Origin of the sequence: Pantoea sp. EKM20T (assembly GCF_011800485.1) — a bacterium.
GTDB classification, from domain to species: Bacteria; Pseudomonadota; Gammaproteobacteria; order Enterobacterales; family Enterobacteriaceae; genus Pantoea; species Pantoea agglomerans.
The window spans coordinates 497,106-512,943 of record NZ_JAALFW010000002.1 but is presented as its reverse complement, the minus strand read 5'-3'; the positions used below and the strand labels follow the sequence as shown (position 1 = coordinate 512,943).

General features: G+C 55.0%; 19 protein-coding genes, 1 pseudogene and 1 other annotated feature. Of the genes and pseudogenes, 14 read left to right on the top strand and 6 right to left on the bottom strand.

The features are described 5' to 3' along the window. Positions 1–220: 220 nt before the first annotated feature. Positions 221–868, top strand: coding sequence for a hypothetical protein (locus HFD94_RS05630; RefSeq protein ID WP_010244455.1), 648 nt, complete (start codon positions 221–223; stop codon positions 866–868). A gap of 10 nt (positions 869–878) precedes the next feature. Here HFD94_RS05630 and HFD94_RS05625 read toward each other — a convergent pair whose 3' ends face one another. Both HFD94_RS05625 and HFD94_RS05620 read right to left on the bottom strand, forming a co-directional pair. Beyond that, positions 879–1,499: an L-threonylcarbamoyladenylate synthase gene (locus HFD94_RS05625; RefSeq protein ID WP_003853883.1), complete on the bottom strand. Its 621-nt coding sequence runs from the start codon at positions 1,497–1,499 to the stop codon at positions 879–881. A 12-nt stretch (positions 1,500–1,511) separates the two neighbouring features. Then, positions 1,512–2,429, bottom strand: a complete 918-nt coding sequence (locus HFD94_RS05620; RefSeq protein ID WP_164973026.1) for a PHP domain-containing protein — start codon at positions 2,427–2,429, stop codon at positions 1,512–1,514. Between the two features lie 120 nt (positions 2,430–2,549). Beyond that, positions 2,550–2,651, top strand: a sequence feature (Trp leader region). A gap of 23 nt (positions 2,652–2,674) precedes the next feature. Here HFD94_RS05620 and HFD94_RS05615 point away from each other — a divergent pair. The 6 genes and pseudogenes from HFD94_RS05615 (at position 2,675) to HFD94_RS05585 (ending at position 9,702) form a co-directional block, all read left to right on the top strand. Continuing rightward, entirely contained in the window at positions 2,675–4,240 is a 1,566-nt protein-coding gene (locus HFD94_RS05615) for an anthranilate synthase component 1 (RefSeq protein WP_010670253.1), read from the top strand. Further along, positions 4,240–5,834 (top strand): annotated as a pseudogene (gene trpD, locus HFD94_RS22975) (bifunctional anthranilate synthase glutamate amidotransferase component TrpG/anthranilate phosphoribosyltransferase TrpD). Before HFD94_RS05615 ends, trpD begins: the two are co-directional and overlap by 1 nt. 2 nt (positions 5,835–5,836) lie before the next feature. Next, on the top strand, positions 5,837–7,198 hold the full coding sequence (gene trpCF / locus HFD94_RS05600; RefSeq protein ID WP_033787698.1) for a bifunctional indole-3-glycerol-phosphate synthase TrpC/phosphoribosylanthranilate isomerase TrpF: 1,362 nt from the start codon (positions 5,837–5,839) through the stop codon (positions 7,196–7,198). Between the two features lie 46 nt (positions 7,199–7,244). Then, complete coding sequence (trpB, locus tag HFD94_RS05595; protein ID WP_010244436.1) at positions 7,245–8,435, top strand: tryptophan synthase subunit beta; 1,191 nt, start codon at positions 7,245–7,247, stop codon at positions 8,433–8,435. Continuing rightward, complete coding sequence (trpA, locus tag HFD94_RS05590) at positions 8,435–9,238, top strand: tryptophan synthase subunit alpha (protein WP_167432866.1); 804 nt, start codon at positions 8,435–8,437, stop codon at positions 9,236–9,238. The genes trpB and trpA overlap by 1 nt, the downstream gene beginning before the upstream one ends. 149 nt (positions 9,239–9,387) lie before the next feature. Further along, positions 9,388–9,702 carry a BON domain-containing protein gene (locus HFD94_RS05585; RefSeq protein ID WP_010244430.1) on the top strand — a complete coding sequence of 105 codons (315 nt, stop codon included), beginning with the start codon at positions 9,388–9,390 and terminating at the stop codon, positions 9,700–9,702. Positions 9,703–9,759: 57 nt separating this feature from the next. Here HFD94_RS05585 and ompW read toward each other — a convergent pair whose 3' ends face one another. Beyond that, a complete protein-coding gene (ompW, locus tag HFD94_RS05580) occupies positions 9,760–10,395 on the bottom strand; it encodes an outer membrane protein OmpW (RefSeq protein ID WP_029519099.1) in 636 nt (211 codons plus the stop codon). A 249-nt stretch (positions 10,396–10,644) separates the two neighbouring features. On the opposite strand from ompW, the gene HFD94_RS05575 reads away from it, so the two are divergent. From HFD94_RS05575 to yciA, 4 genes are read left to right on the top strand one after another with little or no spacing between them, the layout of a single operon-like run. After that, positions 10,645–11,061, top strand: a complete 417-nt coding sequence (locus HFD94_RS05575; RefSeq protein WP_010244424.1) for a YkgJ family cysteine cluster protein — start codon at positions 10,645–10,647, stop codon at positions 11,059–11,061. A 27-nt stretch (positions 11,062–11,088) separates the two neighbouring features. Continuing rightward, positions 11,089–11,823 carry a YciC family protein gene (locus HFD94_RS05570; protein ID WP_010244420.1) on the top strand — a complete coding sequence of 245 codons (735 nt, stop codon included), beginning with the start codon at positions 11,089–11,091 and terminating at the stop codon, positions 11,821–11,823. Between the two features lie 51 nt (positions 11,824–11,874). Next, entirely contained in the window at positions 11,875–12,414 is a 540-nt protein-coding gene (locus HFD94_RS05565; RefSeq protein ID WP_010244416.1) for a septation protein A, read from the top strand. A 58-nt stretch (positions 12,415–12,472) separates the two neighbouring features. Then, on the top strand, positions 12,473–12,895 hold the full coding sequence (gene yciA, locus HFD94_RS05560) for an acyl-CoA thioester hydrolase YciA (RefSeq protein WP_010670258.1): 423 nt from the start codon (positions 12,473–12,475) through the stop codon (positions 12,893–12,895). A 36-nt stretch (positions 12,896–12,931) separates the two neighbouring features. Here yciA and tonB read toward each other — a convergent pair whose 3' ends face one another. Beyond that, positions 12,932–13,687 (bottom strand): TonB system transport protein TonB, encoded by a 756-nt coding sequence (gene tonB, locus HFD94_RS05555; RefSeq protein WP_029519101.1) that lies wholly within the window; start codon positions 13,685–13,687, stop codon positions 12,932–12,934. A gap of 197 nt (positions 13,688–13,884) precedes the next feature. Between tonB and HFD94_RS05550 the strand changes: the two genes are divergently transcribed. Both HFD94_RS05550 and HFD94_RS05545 read left to right on the top strand, forming a co-directional pair. Beyond that, the gene (locus tag HFD94_RS05550; protein WP_010244407.1) at positions 13,885–14,181 is read left to right on the top strand and encodes a YciI family protein; all 297 of its coding nucleotides are present in this window, start codon (positions 13,885–13,887) and stop codon (positions 14,179–14,181) included. 77 nt (positions 14,182–14,258) lie between these two features. Next, on the top strand, positions 14,259–14,444 hold the full coding sequence (locus HFD94_RS05545; protein ID WP_010670260.1) for a hypothetical protein: 186 nt from the start codon (positions 14,259–14,261) through the stop codon (positions 14,442–14,444). Between the two features lie 226 nt (positions 14,445–14,670). Here HFD94_RS05545 and ycgZ read toward each other — a convergent pair whose 3' ends face one another. Continuing rightward, positions 14,671–14,913, bottom strand: a complete 243-nt coding sequence (gene ycgZ / locus HFD94_RS05540; protein ID WP_010244401.1) for a regulatory protein YcgZ — start codon at positions 14,911–14,913, stop codon at positions 14,671–14,673. A gap of 448 nt (positions 14,914–15,361) precedes the next feature. On the opposite strand from ycgZ, the gene HFD94_RS05535 reads away from it, so the two are divergent. After that, entirely contained in the window at positions 15,362–15,589 is a 228-nt protein-coding gene (locus HFD94_RS05535) for a hypothetical protein (protein ID WP_228312651.1), read from the top strand. 54 nt (positions 15,590–15,643) lie between these two features. On the opposite strand, the gene HFD94_RS05530 is transcribed toward HFD94_RS05535, so the two are convergent. Next, positions 15,644–15,817, bottom strand: coding sequence for a YciY family protein (locus HFD94_RS05530; protein ID WP_003853917.1), 174 nt, complete (start codon positions 15,815–15,817; stop codon positions 15,644–15,646). Between the last annotated feature and the right edge of the window lie 21 nt (positions 15,818–15,838).

The following is a 15,838-nucleotide window of genomic DNA, read 5'->3' as shown; positions in this document are numbered from 1 at the left end:
TTCCTGTAGCACAATAAAAAGCAGGACTCACGACAGAGGGGTCTTGCAACAATGAAGTCCGGCTTTTGTTATTCGTTTATAAAAATAGTCTTTTTAGATTAATCCAATAAACCGGCGCATCCGGAGTTGTTGCGTTAATACGGTTCAGTGATGAACCTTGCTTGCATGTCAAAAATCTTCACCAGGGATTTCCCGACATGCCTGAATAAAGAAACCCATCATGAAAAACCTGTTGCTGTGCCCGGTGCTTGCTGCACTGGTGCTGAGCGGGTGTTCTGTGGGCCACACTGAGTACAGTCGTACGGCGATGCAGCACGTAGATATGAGCGTGACTGGCATTCCGACGATCCTCGGTCTCGGCACACTGGGCACCAGCATTCCATTGACGCCTGAATATAGCCTGACAGCTGCGCACGTTGCCAAAACTGCCGTGCAGCGCGTCAAGTCTTATCACCCTTATTGCGACCTTGCGATTATTTATCACAAGAATGACGCCAGCACGCTGACTAAGTTCCGCAGCAGCGACATCGGCGATCCGGTTAAAATGTATGGCTACAGTTTTATTTCAGCGATGCCGGTTGAATCGACCGGAGTTAATTTAGCCCGTACGGCTATTCGGAATAACTGGAATAAAAGTCCCTGTATAGCCATGGCCTCCAATGCAGGTGTTGTTCAGGGAATGTCGGGCGGCGGCGTTTATAACCGTGATGATACGCTGGGCGGCGTGATTGTTGGCTATTCTGACTCGATTAAAAATGGGCGTAATAACAAAGTGATCCTGAAAGATGTGTCACTTTATATTCCTTACGGCCAGTTCAAAAGCTGGTTAGAGTCGAATCTGGCCCAGACACCGACACGCGGTGCCTGAGCCTGAGGGCTTACAGGAACGGGCGGGTATCGCCCACCCCTTCACGCACAATTTCCGGCGCATCGGTGGTCAGATCGACCACCGTGGTCGGCTGCTGGCCCAGCGTGCCGCCGTCGATAATCAGATCGACCAGCTTGCCGATGCTGTGCTGGATCTCTTCCGGATCGGACTCGGTGAAATCGTTGCCCGGCAGAATTAATGAGGTCGACATCATCGGCTGATTCAGTGCTTCCAGCAGCGCCAGCGCCACGGGATTAGAGGGCACGCGCAGACCAATGGTCTTACGTTTTTCATTCATCAGGCGGCGCGGCACCTCTTTGGTCGCCTTGAGAATAAAGGTGTAGTTGCCTGGCGTGTTGTTTTTCAGCAGGCGAAACGCTGAGTTGCCCACCTGCGAATAGACCGACAGCTCAGAGAGATCCCGGCACATCAGGGTAAAGTTGTGGTGCCCGTCGAGCTGACGGATACGACAGATACGCTCCATCGCGCCCTTCTCCTCCAGCCGACAGCCCAGCGCATAGCCGGAATCGGTTGGATAAACAATGACGCTGCCTTTGTTCAGGTAGTCAACCGCCTGATTAATCAGGCGAGGCTGCGGGTTGTCCGGATGAATATGAAACAATTGACTCATAGAAACCTCGTGTCACCTTTCCGTGATTGCCAGGCTGGGAGCCAGATCCGGGAAGCGCTCCCAGACCGGCTCAACCGCCGCGGGCAGCCAGAGTTTGCGGCCCAGTTCAATCCACGGACAGGGTTGATGAAAATCAGAACCTTGTGATGCGGCCAGTTCATTATCTCTGGCGTATTGCGCCAGCGTCGTGCGCTCATTAGGTGGCTGCTGGCACTGCGCGACTTCCATCGCATCACCGCCCACTTCGCGGAAATGGGCGACCAGCCGTTTGAGCCACTTTGCCGATAAACCGTAACGGCCAGGATGCGCCAGCACGGCGCAGCCACCAGAATGATGAATAGCATCAATAGCTTGTTTAATTGTACACCATTGTGGCGGCACGTAACCGGTTTTGCCACGCGCCAGATAATTTTTGAACACCTGCGCCATATTCTCTGCTTTACCCTGCTCAATCAGGAAGCGGGCAAAGTGACCGCGGGTAATGATGCCGCCATCAGCCAGTCGCGTGGCTCCCGCCAGCGCATCCGGGATACGTGCCTTCGCCAGTCGCTCACCAATCTCTTCTGCACGTGCTTGCCGACAGGCATGTTGTCCGGCCAGAAACGCCACCATCGCCGGATGGCGGATGTCAATGTTCAGTCCCACGATGTGAATCTCATGGTTTTCCCACAGGGTGGAGATTTCTGCGCCAGCCAGCACTTTTATCGGTAAATCGTGATCGATTGCCGTTTGCTGCGCTTCATCTACCCCTGCAACGCTGTCGTGATCGGTGATCGCCAGTACGCCGACGCGCATCTCAACCGCTCGCTGCACCAGGGCGGCTGGGGTCAGTAAGCCGTCGGAGGCACGCGTGTGGCTGTGTAAATCATAAACCGGGAAACGGGCGATATCGCTCAAGAGAACTCCTGCAAAAACTAAACCGGCCAGCATGATAACGATTTTCACGGTCAGTGAAAAAGTGTATTGACATTTCCGCCCCGAACCCGTTAACTAGTACACAAGTTCACACGTAACGGGTATTCAATCATGGCTGTTGTAATCACGCATTTAAACGGTTGGCGCAATGTTCCCGAAAACGGGCGACAGGGTCGTGCACACTTTGCGTAAACGCTGTGCTAATACCTGAGCCCGCCACCGAGCGGGCTTTTTTTTGAGCGAAATTCAGAGAAATCATCATGCCAAATGCGAAACCTACAGTGAAGTTGATTACCGGCACCGCACCCTACCGCGAAGATCCGGCCGCAGTGTTTCACCAGCTGTGCGGCGCACGTCCGGCAACCCTGCTGCTTGAATCCGCTGACATCGACAGCAAGCGCAACTTAAAAAGCCTGCTGATTGTCGACAGCGCGCTGCGCGTCAGCGCAATGGGCAACAATGTCACCGTTCAGGCGTTGTCAGAAAATGGCCGCGCCCTGCTGCCGCTGCTGGATGAGGCCCTGCCTGCGTCGGTCAGCAATCAGGTTCGTCCCGATGGACGCGAGCTGACTTTCCCGCAGAGCACCGACCATCAGCAGGATGAAGATTCCCGCCTCAAGGCACTGTCGGTGTTTGATGCTTTGCGTCTGATTCCACAACTGGTCAACTCCCCTGCCGATGAGCGCGAAGCCGTACTGCTGGGTGGCCTGTTTGCTTATGATCTGGTTGCCGGTTTTGAAACCCTGCCGGAGCTGGATAATCAGCAACGCTGCCCCGACTACTGTTTTTACCTGGCAGAAACCTTACTGGTGATCGATCACCAGACCCGCAGTGCGCGTCTGCAGGCCAGCCTGTTCTGCCCATCCACCAGCGAGTTCCAGCGCCTGCAGCGCCGCATCGAGCAGTTGCACGGCCAGATGCTGCAACCGGCACCGGCTCTGCCGGTCCAGCCGGTTGAACAGATGACGCTGACCACCAGCCAGAGTGATGAAGAGTATTGCGACGTAGTACGCACACTTCAACAGGCGGTTCGCATCGGCGAAATTTTCCAGGTCGTGCCGTCACGTCGCTTCTCGCTGCCGTGCCCGTCGCCGCTGGCTGCTTATGAGACACTGAAAAACAGCAATCCCAGCCCCTATATGTTTTTCATGCAGGATCAGGATTTCTCCCTGTTTGGCGCGTCGCCGGAGAGTTCGCTGAAGTATGACGCCACCTCCCGTCAGATTGAGATCTACCCGATTGCCGGTACCCGCCCGCGTGGCCGCCATGCTGATGGCTCACTGGACCGCGATCTCGACAGCCGCATTGAGCTGGAGATGCGTACCGACCATAAAGAGCTGGCTGAGCATCTGATGCTGGTGGATCTGGCGCGTAACGATCTGGCGCGTATCTGCGTGCCCGGCAGCCGTTACGTGGCTGACCTGACCAAAGTCGACCGCTACTCGTTTGTGATGCATCTGGTTTCCCGCGTGGTGGGTACGCTGCGCGCGGACCTCGATGTGCTGCACGCTTATCGTGCCTGTATGAACATGGGCACGCTGAGCGGAGCACCAAAAGTTCGCGCCATGCAGTTGATTGCCGGGGCTGAACGCACCCGTCGCGGCAGCTACGGCGGCGCGGTGGGCTACTTCACCGCCCAGGGCGATCTCGATACCTGTATCGTTATCCGCTCCGCCTATGTAGAAGATGGCGTCGCCACCGTTCAGGCGGGCGCTGGTGTGGTGCTGGATTCTAATCCGCAGGCTGAAGCTGATGAAAGCCGCAACAAAGCGCGCGCCGTACTGCGCGCTATCGCGACTGCCCATCACTGCAAGGAGATCTTCTGATGGCCGATATTCTGCTGCTCGATAACATCGACTCTTTTACCTATAACCTGGTTGATCAGCTGCGGACCTTTGGTCACAACGTGGTGATTTACCGCAACAACCTGCCCGCCGAACTGCTTATTGAACAGCTGCAGCGGATGGAGAACCCGGTGCTGATGCTCTCTCCCGGTCCCGGCGCGCCAAAAGATGCTGGCTGTATGCCGGAGCTGCTGCGGGTGCTGCGTGGTCGTCTGCCAATTATCGGTATCTGTCTGGGTCATCAGGCGATTGTCGAAGCCTATGGCGGCCATGTGGGCCAGGCAGGCGAGATCCTGCACGGCAAAGCCTCTTCAATCGACCATGACAGCGAGGCGATGTTTGCCGGTCTGAGCAATCCGCTGCCGGTGGCGCGCTATCACTCGCTGGTGGGCAGCAACACGCCGGAAGAGCTGACGGTGAACGCCAGTTACAACGGGATGGTGATGGCCGTTCGCCATGAAACCGATCGCGTATGCGGGTTTCAGTTCCATCCTGAATCGATTTTGACTTCTCAGGGCGCGCGCCTGCTTGAGCAGACGCTGGCCTGGGCGCTGGCGAAGTAACAGGGAGAATAAACATGCAACAGACACTGGAAAAACTTTACCAGGCGCAGACGCTGAATCAGGCTGAGAGTCACCAGCTGTTCAGCGCCATCATTACCGGACAGCTGGAGCCAACGCAGCTCGCTGCCGCGCTGATCGCCATGAAAGTGCGCGGTGAAACGCCGGAAGAGATCGCCGGAGCCGCCACCGCACTGCTGGAAGATGCCAAACCTTTTCCCCGCCCTGATTATGCGTTTGCTGACATTGTGGGCACCGGCGGCGATGGCAGTAACAGCATTAATATCTCGACTGCCAGCGCCTTTGTCGCTGCGACCTGCGGTCTGAAAGTGGCGAAGCACGGCAACCGCAGCGTCTCCAGCAAATCGGGCTCCTCCGATCTGCTGGCCGCCTTTGGCATCAATCTCGATATGCCCGCTGACCGGGCGCGCCAGGCGCTGGACGATCTGAATGTCTGCTTCCTGTTTGCGCCGCAGTATCACACCGGTTTTCGCCACGCGATGCCGGTCCGCCAGCAGCTTAAGACCCGTACGCTGTTTAACGTGCTGGGCCCGCTGATCAATCCGGCACGCCCGCCACTGGCGGTGATTGGCGTCTACAGCCCGGAACTGGTGATGCCGATTGCCCAGACGCTGAAAGTGCTGGGTTATCAGCGCGCGGCGGTGGTTCACGGTGGCGGAATGGATGAGGTGGCGCTGCACGACGTGACTCATGTGGCCGAACTGCGTGAAGGTGAAATTACGCGCTATCAGCTCTCGCCAGAGGACTTTGGTTTTGGCTTCCATCCCAAAGAGGCGCTGGCGGGCGGCACGCCGGAAGAAAATCGTGACATTCTGACCTCTTTACTCCAGGGTAATGGCCAGCAGGCCCATGAGGAGGCCGTCGCCGTCAACGTGGCGATGTTGCTTAAAGTATTCGGTCAGGAAGATCTGCGTGAAAACGCACAGCAGGCGCTTAACGCCATCCGCAGCGGACAGGCTTATGAGCGTGTCGTCGCACTGGCAGCAAGAGGATAATCATGAAAGGCACCGTGTTAGAAAAAATTGTTCAGGACAAAGCGATTTGGGTTGAAGCCCGTCAGCAGCAGCAGCCTCTCTCTACCTTTCAGAACAGCATTGAACCTGCCAGCCGTCATTTCTACGACGCGCTGCAGGGTGCAAGAACCGCGTTTATCCTGGAGTGTAAAAAGGCCTCTCCCTCGAAAGGCATTATTCGTGAGGATTTCGATCCAGCCGCCATTGCCGGGGTCTACCGCCACTACGCTTCCGCGGTGTCTGTGCTGACCGATGAGAAATATTTTCAGGGCGACTTCGCCTTTCTGCCGATTGTCAGCGCGGCCATCACCCAGCCGGTGCTGTGCAAAGATTTTATCATCGACCCCTATCAGATCTATCTGGCCCGTTACTACCAGGCGGATGCGATTCTGCTGATGCTGTCAGTGCTGGATGACGAGCAGTATCGTCAGCTGGCCGCTGTGGCGCACAGCCTGAAGATGGGCATTCTGACTGAAGTAAGCAATGAAGAGGAACTGGAGCGGGCTATCGCGCTGCAGGCCAAAGTCGTGGGTATCAACAACCGCGATCTGCGTGACCTCTCTATCGATCTTAACCGCACCCGTCAGCTGGCACCGCGCCTGTCACACGGCGTCACGGTAATCAGCGAATCAGGCATTAACAGCTATGCCGATATTCGCGAGCTGAGCCATTTTGCCAACGGCTTCCTGATTGGTTCTGCACTGATGGAAGAAGCCGACCTGACCGCAGCGGTGCGTCGGGTCACGCTGGGCAGCAATAAAGTGTGCGGCCTGACCCGTGCCGAAGATGCGCGTGCCGCCTATGAAGCCGGGGCAATCTATGGTGGGCTGATCTTCGCGGAAGGTTCCCCGCGCCAGATTGACACCGCTACGGCGCAGACCGTTATCGCTGCGGCCCCGCTGCGCTACGTCGGCGTGTTCCGCAATGCCGCTATAAGTGACATTGTCACGCAAGCCGGTGCGCTTTCACTCTCTGCGGTGCAGCTGCATGGCAACGAGACGCCGGCGTTTGTGGCTGAACTGCGTGCGGCTCTGCCAGCAGAGATTCAAATCTGGAAGGCGCTGCGCATTGAAGGCACCTTGCCGGCGCGCGACTGGCCTCATGTTGACCGTTATGTGTTTGATAATGGCGACGGTGGAACCGGACAGCGTTTCGACTGGTCGCTGTTGCAGGGACAGACGCTCAACAATGTTCTGCTGGCCGGTGGCCTGAGCGCGGATAACTGTGTTGAAGCCGCGCAGCTCGGCTGTGCCGGCCTGGACTTCAACTCTGGCGTGGAAAGCGCGCCTGGCATCAAAGATGCCCGTAAAATTGCCGCTGTGTTTCAGACACTGCGAGCCTACTGATTTGCCTGGCCTGCTCAACGGCGGGCCCGAGAAAGGAAGATAAAAAATGACGTTACTTAATCCCTACTTTGGCGAATTTGGCGGAATGTATGTTCCGCAAATCCTGATGCCAGCCCTGCGCCAGCTGGAACAGGCGTTTGTCGACGCCCAGAAAGATCCTGAGTTTCAGGCCGAGTTTACCGACCTGCTGAAGAACTATGCGGGTCGCCCTACCGCCCTGACGCTGTGCAAAAACCTGACTAAAGGCACCAAAACCCGCCTCTATCTTAAGCGTGAAGATCTGCTGCACGGTGGCGCGCACAAGACCAACCAGGTGCTGGGTCAGGCGCTGTTAGCCAAACGCATGGGCAAAAACGAAATTATTGCCGAAACCGGTGCGGGTCAGCACGGCGTAGCTTCAGCGCTGGCCTGTGCGCTGCTGGGCATGAAATGCCGCATCTATATGGGCGCAAAAGATGTGGAGCGTCAGTCACCCAACGTCTTCCGTATGCGTCTGATGGGCGCAGAAGTGATCCCGGTGCACAGCGGCTCCGCCACGCTGAAAGATGCCTGTAATGAAGCGCTGCGTGACTGGTCTGGCAGCTACGAGACATCACACTATATGCTCGGCACCGCGGCGGGTCCGCATCCCTTCCCGACGATTGTGCGTGAGTTCCAGCGCATGATTGGCGAAGAGACTAAAAAGCAGATTCTGGAAAGAGAGGGTCGCCTGCCCGATGCGATCCTCGCCTGTGTGGGCGGCGGCTCCAACGCCATCGGCATGTTTGCCGACTTTATCGATGAGACCAGCGTGAAGCTGATCGGCGTAGAGCCTGCGGGCCACGGCATTGAGACCGGCGAGCATGGCGCGCCGCTCAAGCACGGTCGCGTCGGCATCTACTTCGGTATGAAATCGCCGATGATGCAGACCCATGATGGCCAGATTGAGGAGTCTTACTCCATCTCTGCCGGCCTCGACTTCCCGTCGGTAGGCCCGCAGCATGCTCACCTGAACAGCATTGGTCGTGCGGAATATGTCTCCATCACCGATAACGAAGCGCTGGCCGCCTTTAAACAGCTCTGTCGCGATGAAGGTATCATTCCGGCGCTGGAGTCATCCCACGCCCTGGCGCACGCCATGAAGATGATTCAGGCCGAGCCGGAAAAAGAGCAGTTGATTGTGGTCAACCTCTCTGGCCGCGGCGACAAAGATATTTTCACCGTTCATGACATTTTGACAGCGCAGGGAGAAATCTGATGGAACGTTACAATCAACTGTTTACGCGTCTGTCAGCGAATAACGAAGGGGCTTTCGTTCCTTTTGTTACGCTGGGCGATCCGTCACCGGAGCTTTCACTGCGCGTGATTGATGCCCTGGTTGAAGGAGGCGCGGATGCACTGGAGCTGGGTATTCCCTTCTCAGATCCCCTTGCAGATGGCCCGACCATCCAGAATGCGACGTTACGCGCCTTTGCGGCGGGCACCAACACCAGCCAATGCTTTGAAATGCTGGCCACTATCCGCCGTAAGTATCCGGATCTGCCGATTGGATTGCTGATGTACGCCAATCTGGTCTTCACCAACGGTGTGGATGAGTTCTATGCCCGTTGTGCAGAGGCGGGTGTGGATTCGGTGCTGGTGGCGGATGTGCCCGTTGAAGAGTCCGCGCCCTTCCGTCAGGCGGCGCTGCGTCATGGCATAGCACCCATCTTCATCTGTCCGCCTAACGCCAGCGATGAGCTGCTGCGCGAGATCGCTTCACACGGACGGGGTTACACCTACCTGCTGTCGCGCGCGGGCGTGACCGGTGCTGAAAACCGCGCCAGCCTGCCGTTGCAGCATCTGATCGACAAGCTGCGTGAATACCATGCAGCCCCGCCGCTGCAGGGCTTTGGTATCTCTGAGCCTGACCAGGTGAAGGAAGCGATCGCCGCGGGCGCTGCGGGCGCGATCTCCGGCTCTGCGATTGTCAGAATCATCGAAAAACATCATTCAGAGCCTGAGGTGATGCTGAGCGAGCTGAAGAACTTTGTCAGCCGTCTTAAAGCCGCCAGCCGTTAATCCTGCCAGCATGCCTTATCGCGCGATAAGGCATGATTTGTTTCCTTTTTTTTCATTCCCCCATTTGCCCTTTTTGCAAAATCTGCACCACAATGACAATGCGCCGTTACGGTAACGTCGCATCCATTTTGTGACAGGGAGAGAAAGCAATGAAATTCGTTAAACTGCTGACAGGTGCTGTACTGGCGGGCGTGGTTGCGCTGACACTGAGCGCCTGTGCGCCAACCGCAACCAAAGAGGGAACCGGTGGCTATATTGATGACACCGTGGTGACCACAAAAGTTAAAGGTGAACTGCTGAAAGATGACTCGCTGAAATCAACTGAAATCAACGTAGAAACCTTCAAAGGTAAAGTTCAGCTGAGCGGTTTTGTTTCATCACCACAGATGGCTAACCGTGCCGTTCAGGTTACGCGCAGCGTGGCGGGCGTGAAGTCCGTTGTTAACAATATGCAGATCAAATAACGTCTTAACAGACAAAAAAAGGCCGCTGATTCAGCGGCCTTTTTATCATCTTTATCATCAGAAACGGTAACCCGCTCCGAAGAAGAAGACCCAGGGATCGATGCGCATATTGATATTCTGCTGCTCGCCACCCGCTTTAAACTTCACTTCCGTATCAATATCCATGTACCACACCGACGCATTCAGCATCCAGTCACGGTTAATCTGATAATCCAGACCGACCTGACCCGCCACACCCCAGGAATCCTTCACGCTGAGATCGGTCAGGCCCGCATCGCGGCCCGTTTGATTGAAATCGGCATCGTAAAAGGTGGTGTAGTTGATACCCACGCCAACATAAGGACGCGCTTTGCTCTTGCTGTCAAAGAAGTAGTACTGCGCCATCAGCGTAGGCGGTAACTGGCGTACCGTTGCCAGTGTTCCGGTCGGGCCCAGGCCCACCTTGTGACGGAACGGTGTGGCGGCCAGTAATTCGACACCAATGTTGTCCGTTGCCATGTAAGTAAAGGTCAGGCCCAGCTGCGTGTCGTTGGATGCGCTGAACTCGCCCATCCCTAACACATTATCGGAACCTTCGGTGGGCCGGACGGTGGCACTACCGGCACGCATAAAGAAGTCGCCTGCTTCGTGGGCCATCGACAGTTGGGGAAAAGCCAGAGCCAGCAGCATCGCGCATTTTGCCAGTTTCATCATCACTCCTTTGCTTAATGTTAATGTCGCGAACGTCATCGCTTTTTGCTGGCAAATATTTAACGTGATTTACAGAAAATTGCACTCTGTACCCTTCAGATAAATTACTTAAAAAACAATGAATTGATTTAAATCAATTTCGGCTCAGGCTGGCGCAGCAAAATTCCCCTTGCTGAATAATTTCGCCGGGCCTATTTTGCTTATCTTCTCTGGTGATTTTGGTTCGATGCCCTGGGAGGGGCGGGTGATCAAATGAGTGAAATAACTAACCCTTGTGTCAGCTGTGGCGCCTGCTGCGCCCATTTCCGCGTCTCATTTTACTGGGCCGAAGCCGATGATGCAGGCGGCCCGGTGCCGACCGCATTAACCGAACCGCTCAGCCTGTTAATGCGCAATATGCGTGGAACGAACGATCGCGCGCCGCGCTGCGTTGCCCTTGAGGGCGACATTGGCGGCTGTGTCTCCTGCGGTATTTACGAACAACGTCCGACGCCCTGTCGGGAATTTTCGATGTCGGGCGAAGCGGGTATCCACAATGAAGCCTGCGATCGCGCCCGCGCCCGCTATGGTCTTCCCGCCCTTTTTTCCCCATCTTTACCTGTCATGACAGAAAGTTATGCCGCAGCGGGTGCCAGCGAGCTGCCAGAACATGTACAATCGCCGGGTTAATTAACCCGGTTCCTCAAAGGAGTGTACATGTCTATCACGGCAAGCTCGTTATACCGTGACACAGGAAATTTCGCGCGCCATCAACTGGCTACGGTGCTGTTGATGTCGCTGCTGGCCGCTTTTATCACCGTCATGCTGGTGCATGTGCTGACGCCAGGTGCCGATCAGATGGCCCTCCTGCAACAGGGTGACGATAGCGCCGGTTCGCTGTTTGAGATGGTGCAGAATATGTCACCGGAACAGCAGCAGGTGCTGCTGCGCGCCTCGGCGGCCAGCACCTTCGCTGCGCTGATGGGGAACACGCTGCTGCTTGGCGGAATGCTCTATCTGATCCCGATGGTCTCTTCCGGCCAGCGTGTCAGTGCGTTGCGGGCGATTGGTGCTTCAGCGCCGCTGCTGCCAAAGCTGCTGCTGCTCACCTTCCTGATGACGCTGGTGGCGCAACTGGGCTTTATGGTGCTGGTGGTGCCAGGCATTCTGCTGACGATTCTGCTGTCGCTGGCTCCGGTGATGGTGGCCAGTGAGAAGATGGGTGTCTTTGCCGCCATGCGGGCCAGCATGCGGATGGCGTGGAAGAATGTGAAGCTGATTGCCCCCGCTATTCTGCTCTGGCTGCTGGCCAAAGTGGTGGTGATGCTGTTCTTCTCTTCGCTGACGGTTTTACCGCTGAATGTCTCGTCGGTGATTTTCACCGCGGCAGGCAATGTGGTTTCGGCGATGTTGATTATCTATCTTTATCGGCTCTATATGCTGTTACGTTGATTGACGATGTGCCTTCGGGCACATTTGCAGCCAACTCTGAATGGAAAAACTATGAAGCAGCTACTCGACTTTCTTCCCCTGGTGGTCTTTTTCATCTTCTACAAGCTGTATGACATTTTTGTCGCCTCGGGCGCGCTGATTGTCGCGACCGGTCTGGCGCTGGTTGTCAGCTGGGTGCTCTATCGCAAGCTGGAAAAGATGACGATTTTCACCTTTGTGCTGGTGGCGGTTTTTGGCACCCTGACGCTGGTGTTCCACAACGATGAGTTCATTAAGTGGAAAGTCACGGTTATCTACAGCCTGTTTGCCGCCGCCCTGCTCTACAGCCAGTGGTTTATGGAGCAGACGCTGATTCAGCGCATGCTGGGTAAAGAGCTGCAGCTGCCCGACGCGGTCTGGCGCCGGCTCAACGTTGCCTGGGCGCTGTTCTTCTTTATCTGCGGCCTGGTAAACATCTATGTCGCCTTTTGGTTATCTCAGGCGTTTTGGGTTAACTTTAAAGTGTTCGGTCTCTCCGGTCTGACCTTACTGTTTACCCTGCTCAGCGGGCTTTACATCTGGCGACAGATGCCGCAGCAGGAACAAAAATAATCATCTGCCCGGTCCGCCGGGCATTTTTTTAGCATTCACCTGCATAGAAGTGGAAGCAATGGGCGAAAAACATAAATTGCCGAAAGGCGAAATGGTGCTGCGTACGCTCGCCATGCCAGCAGATACCAACGCCAACGGCGATATTTTTGGTGGCTGGCTGATGTCACAGATGGATATGGGTGGCGCTATCCTGGCGAAAGAGATCGCTGAAGGACGCGTGGTGACGGTTCGCGTCGACGGCATGTCATTTATGAAGCCCGTCGCGGTGGGCGATGTGGTGAGCTGCCATGCGAGCTGTCTTCGTACCGGCAACAGTTCCATGACGATTAATGTGGAAGTGTGGATCAAAAAAGTGTCGTCTGAGCCGATTGGACAAACTTACATTGCGACGGAAGCGGTGTTTATTTATGTGGCGGTCGACAATGAGGGTAATTCCCGTCCTCTGCCAGCCGGTCGCGCTAACCAGCAACCCGGCGAATGAAAAACAGGTCAGGCTGTTTCAGCCTGACCTGACGCTTTATTCTATGCTGGCCCCACCATTAATCTTAAACACGATATTCATGGTCAGACCCTGCCCTGGCCGTCCGCTCTGATAGCGCCACTTTTTCATCGCCTGCTTAACTTCACGCTCAAACATATTGCGCGGCTCAGCAGAGAGGATCTGGATGTTATCCACCCGTCCCTCACTGTCCACATCAAACTTCACCCGTACCCGCCCCTCTACACGCAGTGCAAATGCGCGTTGTGGATAGCCAGGCTTACTGACGTTCAGTGCTTTTGGGCCGGTTGAGGCCGATGAGGTGGGTGACGGCGTAGATTTTGGCGCCGTGGTCGGTTTGTTCTGCGTCGCCGGGGCTTCCTGCTTAAACGGATCGGCCTGCGGTTTGCTCTCCTGACGCGGCTTCACCTCGCGTTTAGGCTGCTCCCGCTTGTGCTCTGGTTTCGGTTTGGGCTTTGGCTTAGGCTCAGGTTTGGGAATCGGCACCGGCTCCGCTTTCGGCGGTTCGGGCACGGGCTGAGGTTCCGGCACCGGTTCAGGTTCTGGCTGAGGTTCTGGCTGTGGTGCAGGCGGCTCCACGATGGCCGGTGCAGGCTCAGGCTGGACTTCAGGGGCGACCATGGTAACGCTGATGGGCTGCGACGCTTTGGGCACCTCAATCACCTGCTGGAATGAAGCATACAGAATTCCGGCTATCACGGCCCCATGCAAAGCAACAGACAACAACATGGAGACAGGCGTGCGTTTAGGTAATGGCATAGTCAGCGTGGTCATAACAGTCGCAGTGATTGAATGAAGCAGCGATTTTAAATGCAAATAGCAATCAGTTTCAATAACTCCCGCCATCCCGCCTGAAGAAAAGCGCTTTTTAGCCCTTTATGCTGAGCCATTCACCACTCTGAGGTTTCGTTTGCACTCTGAGGGGCAATCCCTTAACGTGTTGCGAAATTCTGGTTAATGGGAGTTCCTTAGTGCTTTACGTCATTTATGCAGAAGATACTGCAGATTCACTGGAAAAACGTAACGCCGTGCGCCCTGCCCATCTGGCACGGCTCAAACTGCTGCAGGAAGAGGGACGCCTGATCATTGCAGGCCCGATGCCTGCTGTCGACAGCAACGATCCTGGTGTAGCGGGCTTTACCGGCTCAACCGTGATTGCTGAATTCCCGTCATTAGAAGAAGCACAATCCTGGGCACAGGATGATCCCTACTTCGCCGCGGGCGTCTATAAGCAGGTTTCGGTTAAGCCGTTTAAACGCGTCTTCTGATCGTGACTCAGCATTGAAAATGGCTTCTGTGCCTGGCACAGAAGCCATTTTTATTTTGATCGTTCAAGAGAGGAAAGATGCAGATAATCATTCTGGGGCTATTGGCCATTATCGCTTTACTGATCGGCAGCGCGGTTTATCTCTGGCGAACTCAGGGCTGGCGTAATAAAAAGCAGTGGATTGTCATGCTGATCGTGCTGGCGGCGGCACTGCAGCTGGTGAACGTAACGCTGATGATGACGACACAACGTCTCGCTGGTTAATCAGACCTGAGGTTTCATTGCGACAGAGCAGCACATCACTCTCTGTCGCAGCAACCGGCCGGTCTGAATATTCTGCCTCGCGAATAAACGCAGCGACCAATTGATCTTAATAAATTAAAGCGTTGTTCTGAACGACATTGATAATAAACCGGCAGTACACCGGCCTGGTCATTCAGTAATACACGCTCTCTTTAATATCCCGCCACTGGCTATTTTCAGCGATGAGTTAACCGCGATCCAGAATCAGGCCAATCAGCGCATGATAGTGCTGTTCTTCTTCCGGACTGGTGACATGCTGTAAACGGCCGATCAGTTTTGAGCAGATCGCTTTACGATTCAGACTACGACCCGAACTGATAATTTCCGTCACGACGGAGCCAAGAATGGCCTGTTGTGAGGGCTGCGCGGCGCTGTGTAAATACGCGGAGATGTCAGAGACTGAAGCGGGAATACGAACGTTAGTCTGCATGGTTGACCCTCATAGGATTCATTTAAGATTAATAACCGATGCGATAAAGTTATACAACAACGAGCTATCTGTACAGATATTTAGCTTAAAAAATCAGATCGTCACGTTTTAATGACAATAAACTCATAAATAACAGCACATTACAACATTGTAAAGTTGTACAACTTGTTAGCCTGCGGTTTTTATCCTGTTAATATTCCCTCTTTAGTCCGCGCCTGAATGACCTGTTTTACTATTAAAATATGATCTTTCCGCCCTTTTTTTAGTATTAAAGAGGAATTATCTCGCAGAGCTGTCTACATTTACCCCTTGTGAGTTGAACCTCTGAATGGATGCACAGCACAGTCGCGGGCACATTATGCATAAAACTTATTCTGGCCAGTCCCTTACATTGCTCGACCCGCTGTTATCCCGGCTCCTTTCTATTGTTGACCCCAAAATAGAAGTAATGAGTGGTTACCCTGCTAATTGCTCAGTGTGGCTCACTGTCTATTATCAGCGTAAATCGCGTCAGTGGTCTTACGAATGGTACGATCGTGTGGGTTACCACAGGCCGACTGAGCTGGGCAGCTCAATGGAATGTCTGATGCGCGAAGTCAGCGATCGTGGCGCGTCGCATCAGGAGCACCTGATAGCGCGACGGGCGATGGCAGAATCGGTTTTTTTTGAAGCCTGATTTGAAGTCTGAATAGCCTGCTTTGTCCGACAGGCTGAATTCACCGGGCTTTCGCTATATTATCTGCGTAATAAACAGAATCGAACGACGCTGCTGTTGTGCCAGCTGATGGCGAATGCAGTGGATACGCTTATACCGCCGCGACTGCCCTTCCAGCCAGCGTGAGCGGCGGCGATGCACCTGCCGTAACATTCTCCAGCGCGCCACTTCATTTCTGCTTCGTTTCATCACTTCCTCTCTGACGTCATA